This is a genomic window from Stenotrophomonas riyadhensis (assembly GCF_040256885.1).
Taxonomy (GTDB): domain Bacteria; phylum Pseudomonadota; class Gammaproteobacteria; order Xanthomonadales; family Xanthomonadaceae; genus Stenotrophomonas; species Stenotrophomonas riyadhensis.
Genome location: NZ_CP155568.1, coordinates 1,924,527 through 1,941,743, shown reverse-complemented (window position 1 = coordinate 1,941,743; position 17,217 = coordinate 1,924,527). Strand labels below are relative to the sequence as shown.

17 protein-coding genes are annotated in these 17,217 nt (G+C 64.9%); 9 read left to right on the top strand and 8 right to left on the bottom strand.

Annotation, left to right across the window (positions count from 1 at the left end; translation table 11 throughout):
- Nucleotides 1–8: 8 nt before the first annotated feature.
- From SriyCCGPB3_RS09225 to SriyCCGPB3_RS09215, 3 genes are all read right to left on the bottom strand, one after another.
- A complete protein-coding gene (locus SriyCCGPB3_RS09225; RefSeq protein WP_153854984.1) occupies nt 9–386 on the bottom strand; it encodes a DUF3088 family protein in 378 nt (125 codons plus the stop codon).
- A 142-nt stretch (nt 387–528) separates the two neighbouring features.
- Nucleotides 529–1,110 (bottom strand): FMN reductase, encoded by a 582-nt coding sequence (msuE, locus tag SriyCCGPB3_RS09220; protein WP_350260179.1) that lies wholly within the window; start codon nt 1,108–1,110, stop codon nt 529–531.
- 83 nt (nt 1,111–1,193) lie between these two features.
- Nucleotides 1,194–3,770, bottom strand: coding sequence for a TonB-dependent receptor plug domain-containing protein (locus SriyCCGPB3_RS09215; protein WP_350260178.1), 2,577 nt, complete (start codon nt 3,768–3,770; stop codon nt 1,194–1,196).
- A 317-nt stretch (nt 3,771–4,087) separates the two neighbouring features.
- On the opposite strand from SriyCCGPB3_RS09215, the gene ftrA reads away from it, so the two are divergent.
- Together ftrA and SriyCCGPB3_RS09205 are read left to right on the top strand one after the other, a co-directional pair.
- The gene (gene ftrA / locus SriyCCGPB3_RS09210; protein ID WP_350260177.1) at nt 4,088–5,089 is read left to right on the top strand and encodes a transcriptional regulator FtrA; all 1,002 of its coding nucleotides are present in this window, start codon (nt 4,088–4,090) and stop codon (nt 5,087–5,089) included.
- A gap of 67 nt (nt 5,090–5,156) precedes the next feature.
- Nucleotides 5,157–6,428, top strand: coding sequence for a hypothetical protein (locus tag SriyCCGPB3_RS09205; protein ID WP_350260176.1), 1,272 nt, complete (start codon nt 5,157–5,159; stop codon nt 6,426–6,428).
- Nucleotides 6,429–6,471: 43 nt separating this feature from the next.
- On the opposite strand, the gene SriyCCGPB3_RS09200 is transcribed toward SriyCCGPB3_RS09205, so the two are convergent.
- Both SriyCCGPB3_RS09200 and SriyCCGPB3_RS09195 read right to left on the bottom strand, forming a co-directional pair.
- Nucleotides 6,472–8,241, bottom strand: coding sequence for an oleate hydratase (locus tag SriyCCGPB3_RS09200; RefSeq protein ID WP_350260175.1), 1,770 nt, complete (start codon nt 8,239–8,241; stop codon nt 6,472–6,474).
- 141 nt (nt 8,242–8,382) lie between these two features.
- Nucleotides 8,383–8,907: a GNAT family N-acetyltransferase gene (locus tag SriyCCGPB3_RS09195; protein WP_350260174.1), complete on the bottom strand. Its 525-nt coding sequence runs from the start codon at nt 8,905–8,907 to the stop codon at nt 8,383–8,385.
- Between the two features lie 165 nt (nt 8,908–9,072).
- On the opposite strand from SriyCCGPB3_RS09195, the gene SriyCCGPB3_RS09190 reads away from it, so the two are divergent.
- The 3 genes from SriyCCGPB3_RS09190 to SriyCCGPB3_RS09180 are packed head-to-tail and all read left to right on the top strand — an operon-like array spanning nt 9,073 to nt 10,332.
- Nucleotides 9,073–9,528, top strand: coding sequence for an SRPBCC family protein (locus tag SriyCCGPB3_RS09190; protein ID WP_350260173.1), 456 nt, complete (start codon nt 9,073–9,075; stop codon nt 9,526–9,528).
- Nucleotides 9,529–9,538: 10 nt separating this feature from the next.
- Complete coding sequence (locus SriyCCGPB3_RS09185) at nt 9,539–9,871, top strand: ArsR/SmtB family transcription factor (protein ID WP_350260172.1); 333 nt, start codon at nt 9,539–9,541, stop codon at nt 9,869–9,871.
- Nucleotides 9,872–9,873: 2 nt separating this feature from the next.
- On the top strand, nt 9,874–10,332 hold the full coding sequence (locus SriyCCGPB3_RS09180) for an SRPBCC family protein (protein WP_197588627.1): 459 nt from the start codon (nt 9,874–9,876) through the stop codon (nt 10,330–10,332).
- Nucleotides 10,333–10,386: 54 nt separating this feature from the next.
- Here the strand turns inward: SriyCCGPB3_RS09180 and SriyCCGPB3_RS09175 are convergent, their stop codons facing one another.
- Entirely contained in the window at nt 10,387–11,673 is a 1,287-nt protein-coding gene (locus SriyCCGPB3_RS09175) for an alpha/beta hydrolase family protein (protein ID WP_350260171.1), read from the bottom strand.
- 145 nt (nt 11,674–11,818) lie between these two features.
- Between SriyCCGPB3_RS09175 and SriyCCGPB3_RS09170 the strand changes: the two genes are divergently transcribed.
- From SriyCCGPB3_RS09170 to SriyCCGPB3_RS09160, 3 genes are all read left to right on the top strand, one after another.
- Entirely contained in the window at nt 11,819–12,196 is a 378-nt protein-coding gene (locus SriyCCGPB3_RS09170; protein ID WP_350260170.1) for a DUF4180 domain-containing protein, read from the top strand.
- Nucleotides 12,197–12,293: 97 nt separating this feature from the next.
- Nucleotides 12,294–13,058, top strand: a complete 765-nt coding sequence (locus SriyCCGPB3_RS09165; protein WP_350260169.1) for a COG4705 family protein — start codon at nt 12,294–12,296, stop codon at nt 13,056–13,058.
- Nucleotides 13,059–13,198: 140 nt separating this feature from the next.
- On the top strand, nt 13,199–14,275 hold the full coding sequence (locus tag SriyCCGPB3_RS09160; protein ID WP_164161831.1) for a Shedu immune nuclease family protein: 1,077 nt from the start codon (nt 13,199–13,201) through the stop codon (nt 14,273–14,275).
- Between the two features lie 57 nt (nt 14,276–14,332).
- Here SriyCCGPB3_RS09160 and SriyCCGPB3_RS09155 read toward each other — a convergent pair whose 3' ends face one another.
- Complete coding sequence (locus SriyCCGPB3_RS09155; protein WP_350260168.1) at nt 14,333–15,115, bottom strand: 3-hydroxybutyrate dehydrogenase; 783 nt, start codon at nt 15,113–15,115, stop codon at nt 14,333–14,335.
- A gap of 129 nt (nt 15,116–15,244) precedes the next feature.
- On the opposite strand from SriyCCGPB3_RS09155, the gene SriyCCGPB3_RS09150 reads away from it, so the two are divergent.
- The gene (locus SriyCCGPB3_RS09150) at nt 15,245–16,621 is read left to right on the top strand and encodes a hypothetical protein (protein WP_350260167.1); all 1,377 of its coding nucleotides are present in this window, start codon (nt 15,245–15,247) and stop codon (nt 16,619–16,621) included.
- 58 nt (nt 16,622–16,679) lie between these two features.
- Here the strand turns inward: SriyCCGPB3_RS09150 and SriyCCGPB3_RS09145 are convergent, their stop codons facing one another.
- Entirely contained in the window at nt 16,680–17,135 is a 456-nt protein-coding gene (locus SriyCCGPB3_RS09145; RefSeq protein ID WP_350260166.1) for a hypothetical protein, read from the bottom strand.
- Nucleotides 17,136–17,217 lie beyond the last annotated feature (82 nt).

Sequence of the window (17,217 nt, the reverse complement as noted above, 5' to 3'; positions counted from 1 at the left end):
GTCCTCGCTCAGGGGTGGGCCACGGGAATGCCGAGCAAGCCGTTCAACGCGGCCAGGATCGGCTCGGCACCGGAGACGTACTGGCGGTCCTGGTGCGCGCCACTGGCCAGTTCGCTGCGCACGCCCTGCGGCAGCACCAGCTTGGGTAGTGACTGGTCCTGCTCACCGATCTCGGCGATTACCTCACGGCGCGGTCGCGCGAAGCCGATGCGGCGCACGTCCAGCTGCGCGTCCAGGCCATCGATGCTCGACAACGCGCCCTCCAGCAACAGGCTGTGCCGGCAGAAGAAGCGCTGGCCGGGAATCTGGCCGTCCTCGAACTCACGGTCGAGCAGGAACAGGATGGGTTTGCTTGCTGCGTCGAAAGTCACAGGGGTCGTCCTCATCGGGGCCGGCAATGCGATGCCGCTTCGATATCGATGCTAGAGATGCCAGCAGCCGCAGCAGCGACGGCTGGCGACAATCGGCGGTCAGATCCGGCCACGCAGATGCGGCGTGGCCATAAGCAAAGCGCCGCCGGTTATGGCGTCAGGCAATACGCCGCAGCGGCGCCGCTACCGCCAGCGCCTGCGTGGCCAAGTGCCCGGCCGCACGCTCGGTCGCCAGCTCGATGCGCGCCTGCAAGGCCGCACTGCTGATGTGCTCGCCTTCGAAGTCGGCGGGCGTGGCATACACCCCGATCGGCAGCGTGTGCGCCTGCAGGAAACTGAACAACGGCCGCAGCTGGTGATCGATTACCAGCGCATGGCGCTCGCTGCCGCCGGTCGCTGCCAGCAGCACCGGCACATCCACCAGCGCCTCCAGCCCGATGAAGTCGACCAGGTGCTTGAACAACCCGGGATACGAGCCGCGATAGACCGGCGCTGCCACCACCAGCAGCTCGGCGGCCTCGATGGTCTGCAGTGCCTGTTCCACCGCCGGCTCCGCCTCGCCGCGCGACAGCGACTGACCCAGCGCGCGCGCGATCGGCGCCAGCTCCACCAGGTCCACGCGGGCGTGCACCCGCTGCTGCAGCGAGTCCAGCAGATGCCGCACCAGCAATAGTGTGCGCGACGTCGCCGAGCTGGTCGGTGACCCCACCAACGCAACCACCTTCAATGCAGAAGACATGAACTACTCCTCGATGATGCCGAACTACGTCCGGCCGCCTTTCGCCTTTTGTAGAGTCGAGCCATGCTCGACTGCTTCCCGCCTCAGAACCGGTAACTGACCCGGCCAAACCAGTACGCACCCACATTGCTCAGCACATCGCCGCTGTCCCAGGTGGTCTCGATGCTGGCCACATCGGTGGCACTGCGCGCGTACTCCGGCACCTTGCGCGTGCGCTTGTCGAACACGTTGTTGATGCCCAGCGCCGCGCTCCAGCCCGCACCCAGCTCCACGCCACCGGACAGGTTGGTCACCAGCACCGGCGGCTGCCTGTACTCCACGCCGTTGTTCAGGCGCTTGATCGGGCCGTAGTAGGTGAAGTCCACATTCGAGCGCCAGCGCCCGTTCTGCCAGCCCAGTCCCGCCACCTGCGTGTAGCTGGGCGTGCGGAAGCGCAGCGCGTACTCGCTGCTCTTGGTCAGCAGGTTGATGTTCGGCAGACCCTGCAGTGCCGCCGGAATGTCGCTGACTTTCTGGATGGTGGTACGGCCGACGTTGGCCGCGTAGCTCCAGCGCAGCTTGCCCCACGCCGTTTCCTGGTTCGCTTCCAGGGTCAGCTCGACACCGCGTGTACGGGTATTGCCCACGTTGGTGAAGTAGCTGGCGTAGAACGCATCACCCGGCAGGATGCTGATGCCGGCTGAACCCAGCAGTGCATCGATGGTGTTCTTCTGCGCCGCACTCAGCACCGTGCCGCTGTTGTCGGTGACGCGCGCCGGATCCTGCGCGTTGTAGCCGATCTGGCTGGACTGCCCCAGCTGGCCGCGGATGTCGATCTGATAGGCATCCACTGCCAGGTGGAAGGCCGGGCTCGGGTCCCAGGTCAGGCCCAGGCTGTAGTTGGTGGCCTTTTCCGGCTTCAGCGGCGTGGCACCCAACGCAATCGCCGCCGGCGAAGACACCTGCGCCACCAGCGTGGTCCCGCACGGGCAGCTGCCGGTGGCCTGGTAGTACTGCGCGCCCAGGCTGGGCGCATGGAAGCCGTTGCTGACCGTGGCACGCACACCCAGCGCGTCGGTGAAGTCGAAGCGCGTGGTCAGACGGCCGGTGGAGACACTGCCGAAATCGGAATGGTCTTCCCAGCGCGCGGCAGCATCCAGGTACCAGCGTGAGGTGATATTGGTGGCCGCACCCACGTACACCGCCTTGCTGTTGCGGGTCGCCTTCACCGCGTCGGCGGTGGAATAGCCGACGAAGGCTGCAGCGCCGAAGCCGGTATACGACTCCCACTGACCTGCTCCACGCTCGTACTGTTCGTGCTGATACTCGGCGCCCGCACTCACCTCCAGCGGCGAAGCAAACGCCGCCACCTCGAAGCCACGGCGCAGGTCGAGGTTGGCAATGCCCTGCTGGTAATCCAGCTTGCCGTCATAGAAGTCGGTGGGCGAACCGGGATACGGCAGCGAGTAGTTCACCGAGTTGCGGGTATAGGTGCGCACCGTGCTGCGGTTGCCGGTCAGGCTGGCGTCGTAGTCCCAACCCGCGATCTGGCCTTTCACGCCGGCGGTGCCGGTGTACTGCTTCTCCTTGGTTTCCAGCACCGGCAGGAAGCCGTCGGGAAACACGCTCAGCACGCCGGGGGCCTTGTAGGTGGTGAAGATCGTCGCCGGCAGGCGGAAATTCTGGATCGCCTGCGCGGTGCGGTCACTGGCCGTGGCGTTGGCGTAGAACTGCGCGCTCTCACCCAGGCCATGGCCCACGTTCACCGCGAAGGCCTTCAACGCATACGACGGCGAGCTGAGGATGGTATTGGCCTCAGCATTGCGGTTGGCCTCGGCCGGGTTCGGCGCAGCACCCGCTGGCAATCGATTGTTCGGCCGCAGCGCCACCAGATTGCCGCTGCCATCCACGGCCGGATAGCTCAGGTAGCCGTCGATATAGCGGCGGGTGCGGATTGCATGGTGCTGGCGGGTGGTTTCGCCGGACAGGTTGACGAAACCATCCTCGCCCCACGGCAGGCCCACGTTTGCGCGCACGCTGGTACGCGAGCCATCACCATCGATGCTCTGCCCGCTCTCCACCGACACATCACCACCGTGCGCCTGCGATTTCAGAATCACGTTGACCACGCCGGTGATCGCGTCCGAGCCGTAGATGGCGGAGGCACCATCACGCAGCACTTCCACATGGTCGATGGCCGAGACCGGAATCAACGCGAGGTCCGCCCACGCATGGCCGGGGAAGCCGCCCCCATTGGCACCGCTCACATAGGCACTGGCATTGCGGCGCTTGCCGTTGACCAGTACCAGTGTGTAGCCCGGCGACAGGTTGCGCAGCTGGTAGCCGCGGATGAGGCTTTCCTGGTCGCTCTGGTAGCCGCCGATCTGGCTCAGCGACGGCAGGCTGCGCTGCAGCGCTTCCAGCAGGTTGCCCTGGCCAGTTGCCGCAAGGTCCTCGGCGGAGATCACATCGATCGGTGTGGAGCTGTTCTTCACCGTGCGCGTGCTGGTGCGCGAACCGGTGACCACTACCGCATCCAGCGTGGAGGCCGCCACATTGGCGGTGGCTGCAGTGGTGGCAGGGTCTGCATCGGCTTCCGCTGCGTGGCTGGGCGATGCAGCGAGGACGGCCGCGATCAGGACGGCAAGAGTGCTCAGGACTGGGGCGTAGGCGGCAGGCATGGGGGCTCGTGGGGGTGGGCCGGAAACACGCTTCCATTCAAGGGCCTGTTCACCCACCGCGACAGGCGGGATCGCGTCACCCAGCCGTAACATCTGGCCACCCACATGACCGCTGGTAATGACGTTAGGCGGCCTGAACACACGGGGTCGGATCCCTTTCCAAAGGAAAGGGCTCTGACCCCAGGCACGCATCCCTCCACGGGGTCAGAGCCCTTCCTGCGGAAGGGATCCGACCCCGGCCTCCATATGCCCGCCCGGCATCACCTCATGCCCGCGCACCACTCTGCGCCGCACACCTCCACCCGTAGCATCAGGCCATGCCCAGCCCTCCCGCCGATCCCGCCGCGCCGCTCGTCGCCATCGTTGCCTGCCATGGCCAGGGGCTGTTCGAGTTCGGCTGTGCGGTCGGCCTGTTCGCACCGATACGGCCTGAACTGGGCGTGGCCTGGTACCGCACCCAGCTGTGCGCCGGCGAGCCCGGTGCGCTGCGCATGCTCGGCAACACCCAGGTGCAACTGCCCTACGATCTCGGCAGCGTCGATGACGCCGACATCATCGTCATCCCCGGTTGGCGCGAGCCCAGCGAGCGTCCACCGCAGATCCTGCTCGATGCACTGATCCGCGCCCACGCACGCGGCGCACGCATCGCCTCGATCTGCTCCGGTGCGTTCGTGCTGGCCTGGGCCGGGCTGCTCGATGGCCGCCAGGCCACCACGCACTGGCGCCTCACCGAAGCGCTGGCACGCCAGTTCCCACGCATCGACGTGCGCGAGGATGTGCTGTATGTGGACACCGGCAGCATCATCACTTCGGCCGGCTCGGCCACCGGCATGGACATGATGCTGCACATGGTGCGCAAGGATTACGGTGCCCGCGTGGCCAACCTGGTGGCCGAGCGGCTGGTGCTGGCGCCGTGGCGTGATGCCGGGCGCAGCCAGCGTGTCAGCCGGGCCATCCCCCATGGCGAGCCCACGCGCCTGGCGAAGCTGATGGAATGGATGCGCCGCAACCTGCGCGAGCCACATTCGCTAGGCAGCCTCGCCGAGCAGGCCGCACTCAGCCAGCGCACCCTGCAGCGGCAGTTCCTGGAAGCAACGGGCCTGTCACCGATCGACTGGCTGATCCGCGAGCGCGTAGCCCTCGCCCGTGAGCTGCTGGAAACCACCGACCGGCCGCTGCAATGGATCGCCGAGCAGGTGGGCTTTGGTTCGCAGGAATCGTTCCGCCGCCACTTCCGTGGCCAGGTCGATGCCAGCCCCACCGAGTACCGCAGCCAGCACCGCAGCGGCATCGGTGCGGACCGCCTGATCGGCTGCTGACTCCCGCCCCCCCCTGTCCCCCACTCCCGGCCTTTCCACGCAGGCACCTGCGCTGCAAGATAGGGGCATGCCCCGCAGTGCCGACGGAACGGTGATGACCGACAGCCCCTACAGGACCTACCGCGTTGGAATCGGCGTATCGCTGGTGTTGGCTGCGCTGATCGCCACGCTCTCGTTGATTGCCGTCGCTACCCCCAACCTGGGTTGGGGCGTCGTGGCGCTGGCCACCATCGCGATCTGGGTCGGCGTCCCGTTGCTGCTGGTGCTCCTGCTGGCCTGGCTGCGCTACATGGTGCGCCAGCGCGGGCAGGTGCCGGGTCGCATACACGTGCTGATGTTCGTGCCAACCGCCGCCTCCATGCTCATCATCCCACTGTGGCACGCCCTGCAAGGCAGTGTGGACAGCCTGGCCGGCGGCTCACGTGCATCCATCGCCGAGCTGCACGTCAACCTCAGCGGGCAACCCCTGTGGCTGGACACCTCGCCGCATGCATCCACCGGCTCCGGCGCTGGGCCGGATCTGCCCATGCAGGGCGACACCCCCGAGCGCTTCCTGGCCTTCCACCGCTACCCCAACGCACAGTCCGATGCAGACAGGGGGTTCCCGTATGAAGATGCGCGCCTGAAGCGCTCCGTCGACCACTACCGCTACGCCACTCCGTCCGGAGATCGCGCCGTCACCGATGTGCCACTGGTCCGTCGGCCGAATCCCGACCTTGCGCCATTCAACGCGGCCTGGCGACGCGCGGGTACACCCGAGCTCGTGCATATCTACTACCACTACAGCGATCACGTAGAGGTCGCGCCCGCACTCGCACGCCTCAGTGGCTTCACCACCGATGATCTGGAGCGCAGCCGCTTCGAAGGCCTGGCGCTGTTCAAGATCCACAACTACGGCAGTGCGCCCATCCTGCGGATGGAAATCAATGGCCTCACACTGGACATCGGCAACGGGGCCATCGCGAACATCCCGGAAGCGCCCCAGGATTGCACGGCCTACGGCTACCCTGTCAGCGCAGCGCTGTTGCCACTCAACCTGCCCCTGCAGGTGCGCTGGCAGACTGCAGACGCGCCGACGCGGTGGCACAGCGCGCGCGTGCAGGTGCCGGCATTCCGGCAGCCGCAGCCCCTGCAGGGACAATCCACGTTGCAGCGCGTCCTGCTGTACATGCTGCCCGATGATGCGCTGGCCGCAGAGCGCTACGCCGAGGTGTTTGATGGCGATTCGCAGCGCGGCATCAAGGCCACTGGCCTGCCAGCCAGCGCTGCCACCTACGCGGTGTGTGGCAGCGCCAGGGCGACCTATCGCGAAGGTGCGGGTACCGTGCTGGCCGACTGATCCGCGGTGTTGCCAGGACGCTCCCCTCCACGCCGACGCCCGCTCAGTCCTCCTGCACCAGCTTGAACTCGCGCAGCAAGCCACCGATCTGGGTCTTGTCCAGCTTGTTCATCAGCAGGTTGCGCAGGAACGCCGGGCCGGGAATATCCAGTTCCTTGCCATCGCGCAGGCGGCCGGTCGCCGCCAGCAACGAGCGCACGTCATAGGTGGAATTGAACACCTCCGGCACGCCGCGCTCGATGCCCAGCAGGGTGTACACCGCTTCCATCGGTGTGCGCACCGAATACTCGGTGGTGAAGATGCAGTCGCGCTGCTTCGATTCGGCAAACTGCCCGATGAAGGCGAAGTTCACCGCACCCTCCGGCACCACCTCCGGGCGGTCACCGGCCTGACGCGGCATGAAGAACGCGGTGATGTACGGCATCATCACCGGCACCGTCTTTGCACCGGTCGCCGCCAGTTCATCGATTTCTTCCACCGGCACGCCCAGGTGATACAGCCATTCGCGGGTGATCTCCTCGCCGGTGCAATCCTGCATCGGCTTCTTCACGTAATCGCCAGGCGTATCGACGAACAGCGAGTACACCCAGACCACGATCTGGTCCTTGGGCTGGTTCTTGAAATGCGGTTGGCGGTTCACGGTCCAGCTCATCAGCCAGCGCGAATCGCGCACGCTGACGATGCCGCCAGTCACCACCTTGCCACTGAACGGGTCACGCTTGGCGATCTTCTGGATGTAGGCCGGGATGCGTGCATCCAGCGTGGTCACCGTCGCCGACTCCCACTTGGTCTGCGGAATGTGCGCACCGAACACATCCGGACGCCCGAACGCAGGATCCCTGGCGGCAATGCGTCGCCACAGGTCCCAGGCAGGTGCCGGCCCCTCATTCAATCGCGCAGCCGTTTGGTGGTCGCCGTTGTCCGAGTTCTCGGTCAACGAACCGATCGTCATGAACACAAGGTCATCCGCGCCCAGATCCACGCCACCGGCTACACCGTCACGCGTCCAGTGGATGCGCGTGGCCTGCTTGCGACCGGCCGCCAGATCGAAGTCGACGTCGGTCACCTCGGTCCCGTACTGGAACACCACGCCCTGGTCCTGCAGCCACTTCACCAGCGGCAGCACCAGCGATTCATACTGGTTGTACTTGGTGAACTTCAGTGCCGAGAAATCCGGAAGCCCGCCAATGTGGTGGATGAAGCGATGCAGGTACAGCTTCATCTCCAGCGCCGAATGCCACTCCTCGAACGCGAACATGGTGCGCCAGTACAGCCAGAAGTTGCTGTCCAGGAAATCACGGCCCAGCACCTCGTCGATGCGCTTGTTCTCCATCTCCTGCCGGGTGGCCAGGAACAGCGCGATGATGTCCTTCTGCGCCTGCTCGGTCAGGGTGAACAGGCCGTCGGTGTGCGCATCCTCGCCGCGATTGATCGTGGCGCGCTGCAGGGAGTAGTTCGGGTCGTCCTTGTTCAACCAGTAGAACTCGTCCAGCACGCTGGCATCTTCAAGCTCCAGCGACGGAATCGAGCGGAACAGATCCCACAGGCACTCGAAATGGTCTTCCATCTCACGGCCGCCGCGGATCACGAAGCCCTTCTCCGGCACCTTCAGGCCATCCAGCGCACCGCCGGCAATCTGCTGCTGCTCGAGAATGGTGATGCGCTCACCGGCCATGCGGCCGTCGCGCACCAGGAACGCGGCGCCGGCCAGCGAGGCCAGGCCCGAACCGACGAACCATGCGCGCTTGCCGTCGACACCGGCGGGCTTGCGCGGGCGCGCAAAGGCTTCGTAGTTACCACTGCTGTAGTACATGCGCTGCTCCTTCCTGGAGGGGGTCATCAGGAACCCGCAGTGGAATGACACAGCCATTCCATGCAGGTCATGGCCCTACTCTAGCGCCGAACTGATGTACCGTTTCCTGCACGCACGCTGCGACCGAATGACGCAGCCACTTCAGAGCTGTCGCCCCAGCAGCATGCCCGGCCAGCCGTCCACGTTGAAAGGCGCGATGCGCGTATAGCCGCAGGACTCATAGAAGCGCACCAGATCACCGTTGCCACCGCCGTAACAGTCCACGCGCAGATGGTCGAGCCCGGCAGCGCGCGCCTGCTCATCCGCAAAGGCCATCAGGCGGCGGCCGATGCCACGCACGCGCACGTCACGCGATGCCACCAGTACCCGCACATACAGTTCCGGGCCGGTGGGCGCAGGCACATAGGGCATCGACTCGCCCAGCGCCAGGAATGCGCGCACCACGCCGTGCTCGTTCTGCGCCACCCATGCACCCGGAAGCGCGCACGCATCGGTCACCTGGGTGATCCGGCGCGGCATCGTGGACCACGGCTCGCTGCCCCATTGCTGCAGATTGCCGATCGACACGAACCATTCGATCACCTCATCGAACAGCGCCAGCACCGCAGGGGCATCGGCCTCGCTGGCGCGGCGGAGGGTCAAGGTGTCCTTTCCTGTTTCAGTCATGTGCGCACTCCTTTCAACTCGTCAATCGGCTATCCCGAGGATGCCGGCCAGCGGCCGGCACTACCAGGGCCGTAAGTCCAGGAACCGGAATTTGACATGCAGGTATTTACCTGCATATAGTCCACTCAAGGGCGGCGCCTGCCGGCCCATCGCGAGGAACCTGCAATGGTGGATATCGCACACAGGGTCGGCATCAAGGCCCCCGCAAACCAGGTGTACCAGGTCCTGGCCACGCCCGAAGGCGTCGCCGCCTGGTGGGCCGAAGACACCCAGGGCGACCGCGAGGTCGGCGGCACGGTCAAGGCGCGCTTCACGAACAACGGCCAGGAGATCGGCGCGATGGAAATGAAGCTGGAACAGCTCATCCCAGGTGAGCTCGTGCTCTGGCGGTTCCTCGCCGGTCCCGCCGAATGGATCGGCACCCACGCGCGCTTCGTGCTGAAGCAGGAGGGCGACTACTGCATCGTCCTGTTCACCCACGAGGGCTGGAAAGAGCGCGTCGAGTTCACCTCCCACTGCAGCACCAAATGGGCGGTGTTCCTGATGAGCCTGAAGGCACTGCTGGAAACCGGCAAGGGCCAGCCCAACCCGCACGACGTCAGGATCGACAACTGGAATTGAAGACATCCCCATGGCGGTAGACAACGTGCGCGACGCAGACAAGATCTTCAAGGCACTGGCCGATCCCACGCGCCGGACGCTGCTGGACCTGCTCTGCGAAGACAACGGCCAGACGCTCGGCCAGCTGTGCGACCACCTGGACATGGCCCGGCAATCGGTCACCCAGCACCTCGGCCTGCTGGAAGACGCCAACCTGATCAGCACCGTGCGCCGTGGCCGCGAGAAGCTGCACTTCATCAACCCGGTGCCGCTGCATGAAGTCTACGAGCGCTGGGTACGCAAGTTCGAGCAGCAGCGCCTGAGCCTGCTGCATGACCTGAAACGAGAACTGGAAGGAGAATGACGATGTCCGCAGAGACCACCCGCTTCATCCACGTGATCTACATCGCTTCCACCCCGCAGAAGGTGTTCGAGGCCATCACCCGCCCCGAGATCGCCAGCCGCTACTGGGGCCACGAAAACGTCTCGGACTGGAAACCCGGCTCACGCTGGCAGCATGTGCGCGCCAACGAAACACGCTCGGTCGAACTGGTCGGCGAGGTAGTAGAAAGCACCCCGCCCTCGCGACTGGTCATCACCTGGGCCGCCGCCTCGCAGGCCGACAATCCGGATGCCTACAGCCGCGTCACCTTCGACATCGTGCCCTACCAGGACATGGTGCGGCTGACGGTCACCCACGACGAACTGGAACCCGGCAGCGGCATGGATACCGGCATCCGCCAGGGTTGGCCGATCGTGCTGTCGAGCCTGAAGTCGCTGCTGGAGACGGGCAAGGGGCTGGATGTGTTTGCGAAGCCGAAGTGAGTCCCGGTACAACTGGCGGCGGAGAGCAGCCCGCCGCCAGCACTCCCTGTCCGCTCAGTCGCTCAGCCTGCGCGAACGCCCATAGCGCCCACTCACCTCCTGCTTGATCCAGTCGGCGAACAGGCGCAGATACCCGTCGGTGATCCGCGTCGACACGCGGTTGCCTTCGGCATCGGTGCGGAACTCCACCATGCCGTGGTCGGTGTCCGGGAACAGGTAGGTATCAATCGGCTGCCCCGACGCGCGCAGGCGTTCCAGGATGGTGCGCGTGGCCGCAATCGGCGCGGCCCGGTCCTGCTCGGCCAGCACCCACAGCAATGGCACCTTCAGACGACGCAGCGCGGCCGCGGCGTCGTAGTCCCAGATCAGTTCCAGATTGTCGAAGCGCGCGCGACCGATGCGGCGCAGATCAACATCGCTCATCCGCAGCATGTCACCGCTGTACTCGCCGCTGATCGTCTGCGCCCATGGCGCGGCACCGATCCGTGCACGCACCTGGGCGAGTGCTTCGTAGCCCTGGCTGAAATGCGTGCGCATCAACTGCGCGGTCGCGTCCGATAGTTGGCCGATCTGCTTCATCGCCGTTGCATCCAGCTGCATGCGGCGTGCCTCGTCGAACAGCTGCTCGCGGTCCTCCTCGATCGGTGACACCACCAGGCCGAACCCGATCGCCACGAAATCCGCCTGCGAGCGCGTGGCCGCCAGCGGCGCGATCCAACCACCCTGGCTGCCACCGAAGTAGCCGGCCCGACCGAAACGCCCCGCTGCCAGCTCACGTGCCTTCGTCAAAGCCGCCGCGGCATCGTCAGCCAGCAGCTCGAAGTTCTGGGTGTATTCGCCTTCCGAATCGCCGGTGCCACGCTTCTGGTAGGCGAACACCGAAATGCCCTGGGCCACCAGCATGCGCTGGTAGATCGCCGCCACCGCCATCGTGCGTTCCGAGCCGTGCACCAACACCACGAGCGGCCGCTTCGGGTCAGCTGGGCCAGCCGGTTCGATCAACTGCCCCACCAGCGTGGTTCCGGCACTACTGAAGGTTGCAGCGGTATCGCGGGTCTGCAGGCGCTGCCAGCGCTGCGTGGTTCCGGCGGGTGTCCTGAAGCTGACCACATCGCCGCTGCAGCTTACCGGTGCGTTGATATCGCCGGTCGCACCGCGTCGCCCGTCCAGCATCAGATAGCGTTGGCCCGTAGCCGGTGCCGTAGCCGGTGCGCCCAGCACCACGATGTTGCCCTGCCCGTCAGCATAGGCGCTGGCCGTGCACAGCTCCGCTGCCGTTGCCGGCAGGCCCCAGGACAACAGCACCGCCCACAACACCGAACGCCCCTTCCACCCTGCCATGTCCTTCCCCACCACCGTAGACCCGCGCAGTGCGGGGATCGTCGCAGCGTAGCGCGTTCATTCTCCAAGCGCATGCTGCAACTGCTCGCCGTCATATCGTTGCGCGACCATACTGGAAGGACGACACGGACTTCAGAGCACCCTCATGCAGCCACACCTGGAACAGTTCGGCAGCACCCGCATCCTGCGCAACCCAGCGCATGGCCCGGTACTGGATGACAACGGCCTGCGCGACCTGGTCGGTGATGCCCTTGGGCACCAGGCCGAGTGGATTGCCATCCCAGTGCAACGCCTTTCGCCGGACTTCTTCGAACTGCGCTCCGGCATGGCTGGGCAATGGCTGCAGATGCTGGTGAACTACCGCCTGCGCTTCGCCGTGCTGGGCGATGTCAGTGCCTACCGCGCGCAGAGCGAGTCGCTGGACGCATGGATCACCGAGTGCAACCGCGGCCACAACGGCTGCTTCGTCGCCGACTGGGATGCATTGCTGGCACGCCTGCCGGCCCCGGCCCGCGCCGGCTGAACGCCGCCCCCACGCTCACTCTCGCCGAACCCGTTTCCGACCGCGCTCCGACGCCCGCCGCCACAGCATCGCCCGCAGGCATCCCTGGCGACCCTCGATGAGTGCTTCAGACGCAGATTCCCTGCACAGCAAAGTGGCGGCGGTCACCCTCGGCTTCTGGGTGATGAAGATCGCCGCCACCACCCTCGGCGAGACCGCGGGTGACCTGCTGTCGATGACGCTCAACCTGGGCTATGTGGCCAGCTCGGCCATCCTGCTTGCGATCTTCGCCGGCCTGCTGTCCGTGCAATTGTCAGCGCGGCGCTTCCACCCGGTGCTGTTCTGGTCGGTGGTGCTGGCTACCAGCACCGCCGGCACGACGATGTCCGACCTGATCGACCGCACGCTCGGCCTGGGCTACGCCACTGGCGCCAGCCTGCTCGCCGGCTGCCTGGCGCTGGTGCTGGTGGCCTGGCGGGTGTCTGAAAAGTCGATCTCGGTCAGCAACATCGCATCGCGCCGCGCCGAAGGCTTCTACTGGACCGCCGTACTGTTCTCCAACACGCTCGGCACTGCACTGGGCGACTTCCTCGCCGACGATTCCGGGCTGGGCTTCACCGGCGGCGCGCTACTGATCGGCAGCCTCATCGCGCTCACCGCGCTGGCCAGCCGTATCAAGGGCATCAACCGGGTCATCCTGTTCTGGATCGCCTTCGTGCTCACCCGCCCGTTCGGTGCCACCTTCGGCGACCTGCTCACCAAGCCGCTGGAAAAGGGTGGCCTGGGCTTCGGCACGGTGGGCTCGTCGCTGGTGCTGTTCACCATCCTCGCCACACTGGTGGCGCTGCCGATGCTGCAGCGGCGGGCGCAGCCGGTCCAGTGACTGTAACGCCTGAATATCCCTGGCCGTTGATTCCCAACTGTCGTCCCCATTGGTGAAATCTGTAGGGGAATCCCCGATTGTGTGCGGAACATAAGACGCACATTGTTGACATTCCATGGAGGAGCGAGAGCAATTGCAGAATGAAGATTGTAGATACGGTACTCAGCTACGCAGGCGACTACCACCCGCAATCCAAAGGCATGTGCCGTCTCCGCGTGTTCTCCGGAGATGACGGCCCCCGCGTTCTCATCACGGATCTTGGCCCATGTAACAACGGGCGGTCCGTCACCAATGCCATTGAAACGATCGTGGAGCGAATCGAGGACAGCGGACTGGCCCTCGGTGCGACGGTCTATATCGAACACTATGAGAGACCTGACCCAGAGCATGACACCTTTGACCAGGTGCGAGTCTCTCCAGGGGTGAACTGGCAGTCGATCTCGAAAAAGACGGCGATTGCCCTTCTGGGTTGTAGTCCGGACGAGCTTGAAGACCGTACCGAACACAACAAGCGAATCGTCGGCAGGACCGAAACGCTCAGACTCTCCACAAGGCGATTTGATGGTTCACCCTGGCCCGAGTCTCCCGAGGTCACCAAGCGCAAGCTGGAGATCGCAGACACCATGATCTCGCGCTCCTCCGTGCGCGCACTCGTCGAGGCTGGAAGTGGTGAACGCGAGCTCCAACGCTTGCTCAAGAGCGATCTATCGATTGTCGCCGAAGCGTTCACCTCGCCAGATGACGAATACATCTGCTTTTCGGAATTTCCCTTTGGCGACGGCTATGTGGATTTCGCCGTGTTCACCGGTCGCTCGCGCATGGATGTCATTCTGATCGAGGTCAAGGGAGCCGACTTCAACCTCGTCAATAGCAACCACTACGAGGAGTTCAACCACAAAGTACTGGAAGCCGCAGGCCAGCTCCGCAAACGCCTCGGATTGTTCTATCGCAACCAGGAACCCATCCGCTGCGAGCTGCACCGTATCCGCGCAGAAGCCGAGCGCGGGAGTTCGCTCCACAATGCATTTCTCGGCCCCGAAGCCCCTCTTGAGGTCGATCCCGATAAGGACATCAACATCCGCCCGGTGATCATCGGTGGGAGAACCCAGAACGACCTGGAAGAGAGCCGCAAACGCCACGATTACGAACGCGGAACGTCACCCCAAGTGCGGCTCGAATCGTGGGACACCTGGTTGCGTCGAATCCAGCGGGACTGAACCCGCCATCCAGCTGGCTGTCTTGTCCTGTCCCCTCTTTACTCCGAACACCTGCAGTTAGCGCGCCGTCCAGCCTCCATCCACCGGCAATGCCGTGCCGGTGATCTGGGCCGCGGCATCCGAGGCCAGGAACACCACCATCTCTCCCAGCTGCTCGGGCGTCACGAACTGCAACGACGGCTGCTTTTCGGCCAGCAGCGCGCGCGCGGCGGTTTCTTGATCCGTGCCTTCGCGCTCGGCCAACGCGGTGATCTGCTGCTCGACCAGCGCGGTCCGCACCCAACCCGGACAGATCGCATTGGCGGTGATGCCGGTGCCCGCGTTCTCCAGCGCGGTCACCTTGGTGAATCCCACCACGCCGTGCTTGGCCGCCACATAGGCCGACTTGTTCACCGAGCCCACCAGGCCGTGCACGGATGCGATGTTGATGATGCGGCCGGCGCCCTGCTGCTTCATGTGCGGCAAGGCCGCCGCCGTTGCATGGAACACCGCCGAGAGATTCAGCGCCAGGATCGCATCCCACTTCTCTACGGGAAACTCGTCGATCGAAGCGGTGTGCTGGATGCCCGCGTTGTTCACCAGGATGTCGATGCGGCCCATCGTCGCAACGGCGTGGTCGATCATTCCGCGCACCGCCTCGCCACGGGACAGGTCTGCGCCATCATGCGCCACCCGTACGCCGAACTCGGTTCCCAAGTTGGTACGGATACGTTCGATCTCCGCTGCATCGCCAAAGCCATTCAGCACGACGTCGGCACCCTGCCGCACCAGTGCGGTGGCAATGCCAAGACCGATACCGCTGGTGGAACCGGTAACCACCGCAACCTTTCCACTGAACATGGGCGAGCTTCCAACGGGCACAGGCAACCAGTGTAGCCCTCTGGGTCCACGCCATGCGTGGATGCCCCCCCTCTCGGCAGACTTTCACATTACCCCTATAGTCAGCGCAATCCACCCATGGATGGCCCGATGAACCCCTGCAAGGCCCTGCTGCCCGCCGTTGTTGCCGCACTGCTCGCCCCTGCCATCAGCCAGGCCACGCCGCCCGCTCAGGCCGCGACGCCACTTACCACCGGCAGCGTGCGCCTGGATATCACCAGTGGCCGCGTCGAGGGCGACGTCTGCGTGTCCAACCGCCCTGCCGGGTCGCTCAACACCTTCGTGCTCAACGCGGGCCTGAATGTCGCGCGGGTGACCGATGGCGATGGCGCGCCGCTGGATTTCGAAGGATGGTACGCCCCCGGGGTGGATGGCGAGGCACGCGTATACACCGTGGCCAAGCCATCCGCTACGCTCTGCGTGCAGTATGTGGGTGCCTTCCCGATCTACGCCCGGCACGATGCCCCAACCGATTTCAAGGGCCTGATGGCCTTCAACGGCGACAGCGCCCGCTTCACCGAACAGTCCGTCTGGCTGCCGCAGGCATTCGACCCCAAGGCCCGCGTACGCAGCAGCGAAAGCCGCTACGACCTGCAGGTGGACTGCGCCGCCTGCCGCTTCCTGTATCTCAACGGCAGCCCCGCCATCGAAGGTGCGCAGGACCGCTTCCGCAGCGAGAAGGCACGGCCGATCCTGCTGTTCGGCGGCAGTGGGCCGATCACCCGCACCGCGCAGATCACGATCCTCAATGAGACCCTGCCCGCGGCCAAGGTCGAGGCACTGTCCAGCACAGTACAGAAAATAGCCGACGTGCACAGCCGTTACATGGGCGTGCCGCTGGCCGACCGCCCCACCTTCCTGCGCATGGTCACCCTCAACCAGATCGAGCGCGACCGTGAGGGTAGCGAGTGGGGCTTTGCCACTTGGCCGACCATCGCCATGAGCGGCAGCATCGACAACGTGGCCGATTCACTGCTGGCCGGTGGCGAGAAGGCCGACCAACGCGTGCAGTACATCGCGCACGAAATGGGCCACTACTACTTCGGCACGCTGAACCGTCCGCAGGGCCCCTACTTCTGGGTGCTGCTGGAATCCAGCGCCGAGTTCCTGTCGATCAAGGCGCTGCGCGAGATCAGTGGGGATGACGCGGCTGATCGCTACATCGCGCGACTGCAGTCGGCCATCGATAAGCAGGAGAAGCCGCTGCCCGCGTTCGATGCCATCGACGGCAACTCGGACTTGGGCGAACTGTACCGCTATGGCTACGGCCCTTTGTTGCTGATCTCGCTGGAAAAACAGGTTGGCGAAGTAAAGATGCAGGCCTTCATGCGCGAGCTACTGGCCGCGCCTTCGCCGAAGAACTGGGCGGAGCTGCAGGCCATCGCACTGAAGGCTGGCATCGATGCCAAGGTCTGGGAGCATTGGCGAGCAAGCTGTGTGGCTGGCGGCAGGCAGAGATGCCAGTAGATCCACGCCATGCGTGGATTCACTCCCTCAACGCCCGCACATCTGAGTCATCCAGCACTCAGAAAAACAGACTCGCTCGCTCAACGGTCGCGAGCGGATTAGCCTTCCGCACCGCCTCCAGAAAGAGCAGAAAGTCGCGGTTGAACAGCGAAAGGTTGTTGGTGAACATCACGCACTTTCTACCCGATGCTCTGCTGAAGCATACCTGCCAGACATAGCGCGCATAGATGACGTCGGACGTTCGTGTGACTGAGGTGATCTGCGAGAGCTGAACCGCCGTGGGTACCGGGCCCCGCCGCAGGTAAAAGAATTCTGTGTCGAAGAAGTAGTGCTCCCGATCCTCTTTGCCATCCACCATCACCAGGGTCATGGACGTGCCGGAGATCCGGCGCGGGGGATTCAGACGCAACCCTGATCCCAACGCCGAACGGGCTCTCGCTGACATTTGCCGAAGGATGAACCAAAGGATCACCAACGGAAGTGCCGCGAGGACAATGAAGCCTGCGGTCTTCAAAACAACCTCCAATGTGCTTGGCACACAGATCTCCAGGATGAACGTTCAGGCACTAACGACGCCCGAATAGGTCCACGCCACG

Coding starts and splice junctions, on each gene's coding strand:
- SriyCCGPB3_RS09180 (WP_197588627.1), top strand. CDS start 9,874: ATGTCCGCAGAGACCACCCGCTTCATCCACGTGATCTACATCGCTTCC.
- ftrA (WP_350260177.1), top strand. CDS start 4,088: ATGCCCAGCCCTCCCGCCGATCCCGCCGCGCCGCTCGTCGCCATCGTT.
- SriyCCGPB3_RS09175 (WP_350260171.1), bottom strand. CDS start 11,673: ATGGCAGGGTGGAAGGGGCGTTCGGTGTTGTGGGCGGTGCTGTTGTCC.
- SriyCCGPB3_RS09215 (WP_350260178.1), bottom strand. CDS start 3,770: ATGCCTGCCGCCTACGCCCCAGTCCTGAGCACTCTTGCCGTCCTGATC.
- SriyCCGPB3_RS09150 (WP_350260167.1), top strand. CDS start 15,245: ATGAACCCCTGCAAGGCCCTGCTGCCCGCCGTTGTTGCCGCACTGCTC.
- SriyCCGPB3_RS09195 (WP_350260174.1), bottom strand. CDS start 8,907: ATGACTGAAACAGGAAAGGACACCTTGACCCTCCGCCGCGCCAGCGAG.
- SriyCCGPB3_RS09185 (WP_350260172.1), top strand. CDS start 9,539: ATGGCGGTAGACAACGTGCGCGACGCAGACAAGATCTTCAAGGCACTG.
- SriyCCGPB3_RS09190 (WP_350260173.1), top strand. CDS start 9,073: ATGGTGGATATCGCACACAGGGTCGGCATCAAGGCCCCCGCAAACCAG.
- SriyCCGPB3_RS09165 (WP_350260169.1), top strand. CDS start 12,294: ATGAGTGCTTCAGACGCAGATTCCCTGCACAGCAAAGTGGCGGCGGTC.
- msuE (WP_350260179.1), bottom strand. CDS start 1,110: ATGTCTTCTGCATTGAAGGTGGTTGCGTTGGTGGGGTCACCGACCAGC.
- SriyCCGPB3_RS09225 (WP_153854984.1), bottom strand. CDS start 386: ATGAGGACGACCCCTGTGACTTTCGACGCAGCAAGCAAACCCATCCTG.
- SriyCCGPB3_RS09155 (WP_350260168.1), bottom strand. CDS start 15,115: ATGTTCAGTGGAAAGGTTGCGGTGGTTACCGGTTCCACCAGCGGTATC.
- SriyCCGPB3_RS09205 (WP_350260176.1), top strand. CDS start 5,157: ATGCCCCGCAGTGCCGACGGAACGGTGATGACCGACAGCCCCTACAGG.
- SriyCCGPB3_RS09200 (WP_350260175.1), bottom strand. CDS start 8,241: ATGTACTACAGCAGTGGTAACTACGAAGCCTTTGCGCGCCCGCGCAAG.
- SriyCCGPB3_RS09160 (WP_164161831.1), top strand. CDS start 13,199: ATGAAGATTGTAGATACGGTACTCAGCTACGCAGGCGACTACCACCCG.
- SriyCCGPB3_RS09170 (WP_350260170.1), top strand. CDS start 11,819: ATGCAGCCACACCTGGAACAGTTCGGCAGCACCCGCATCCTGCGCAAC.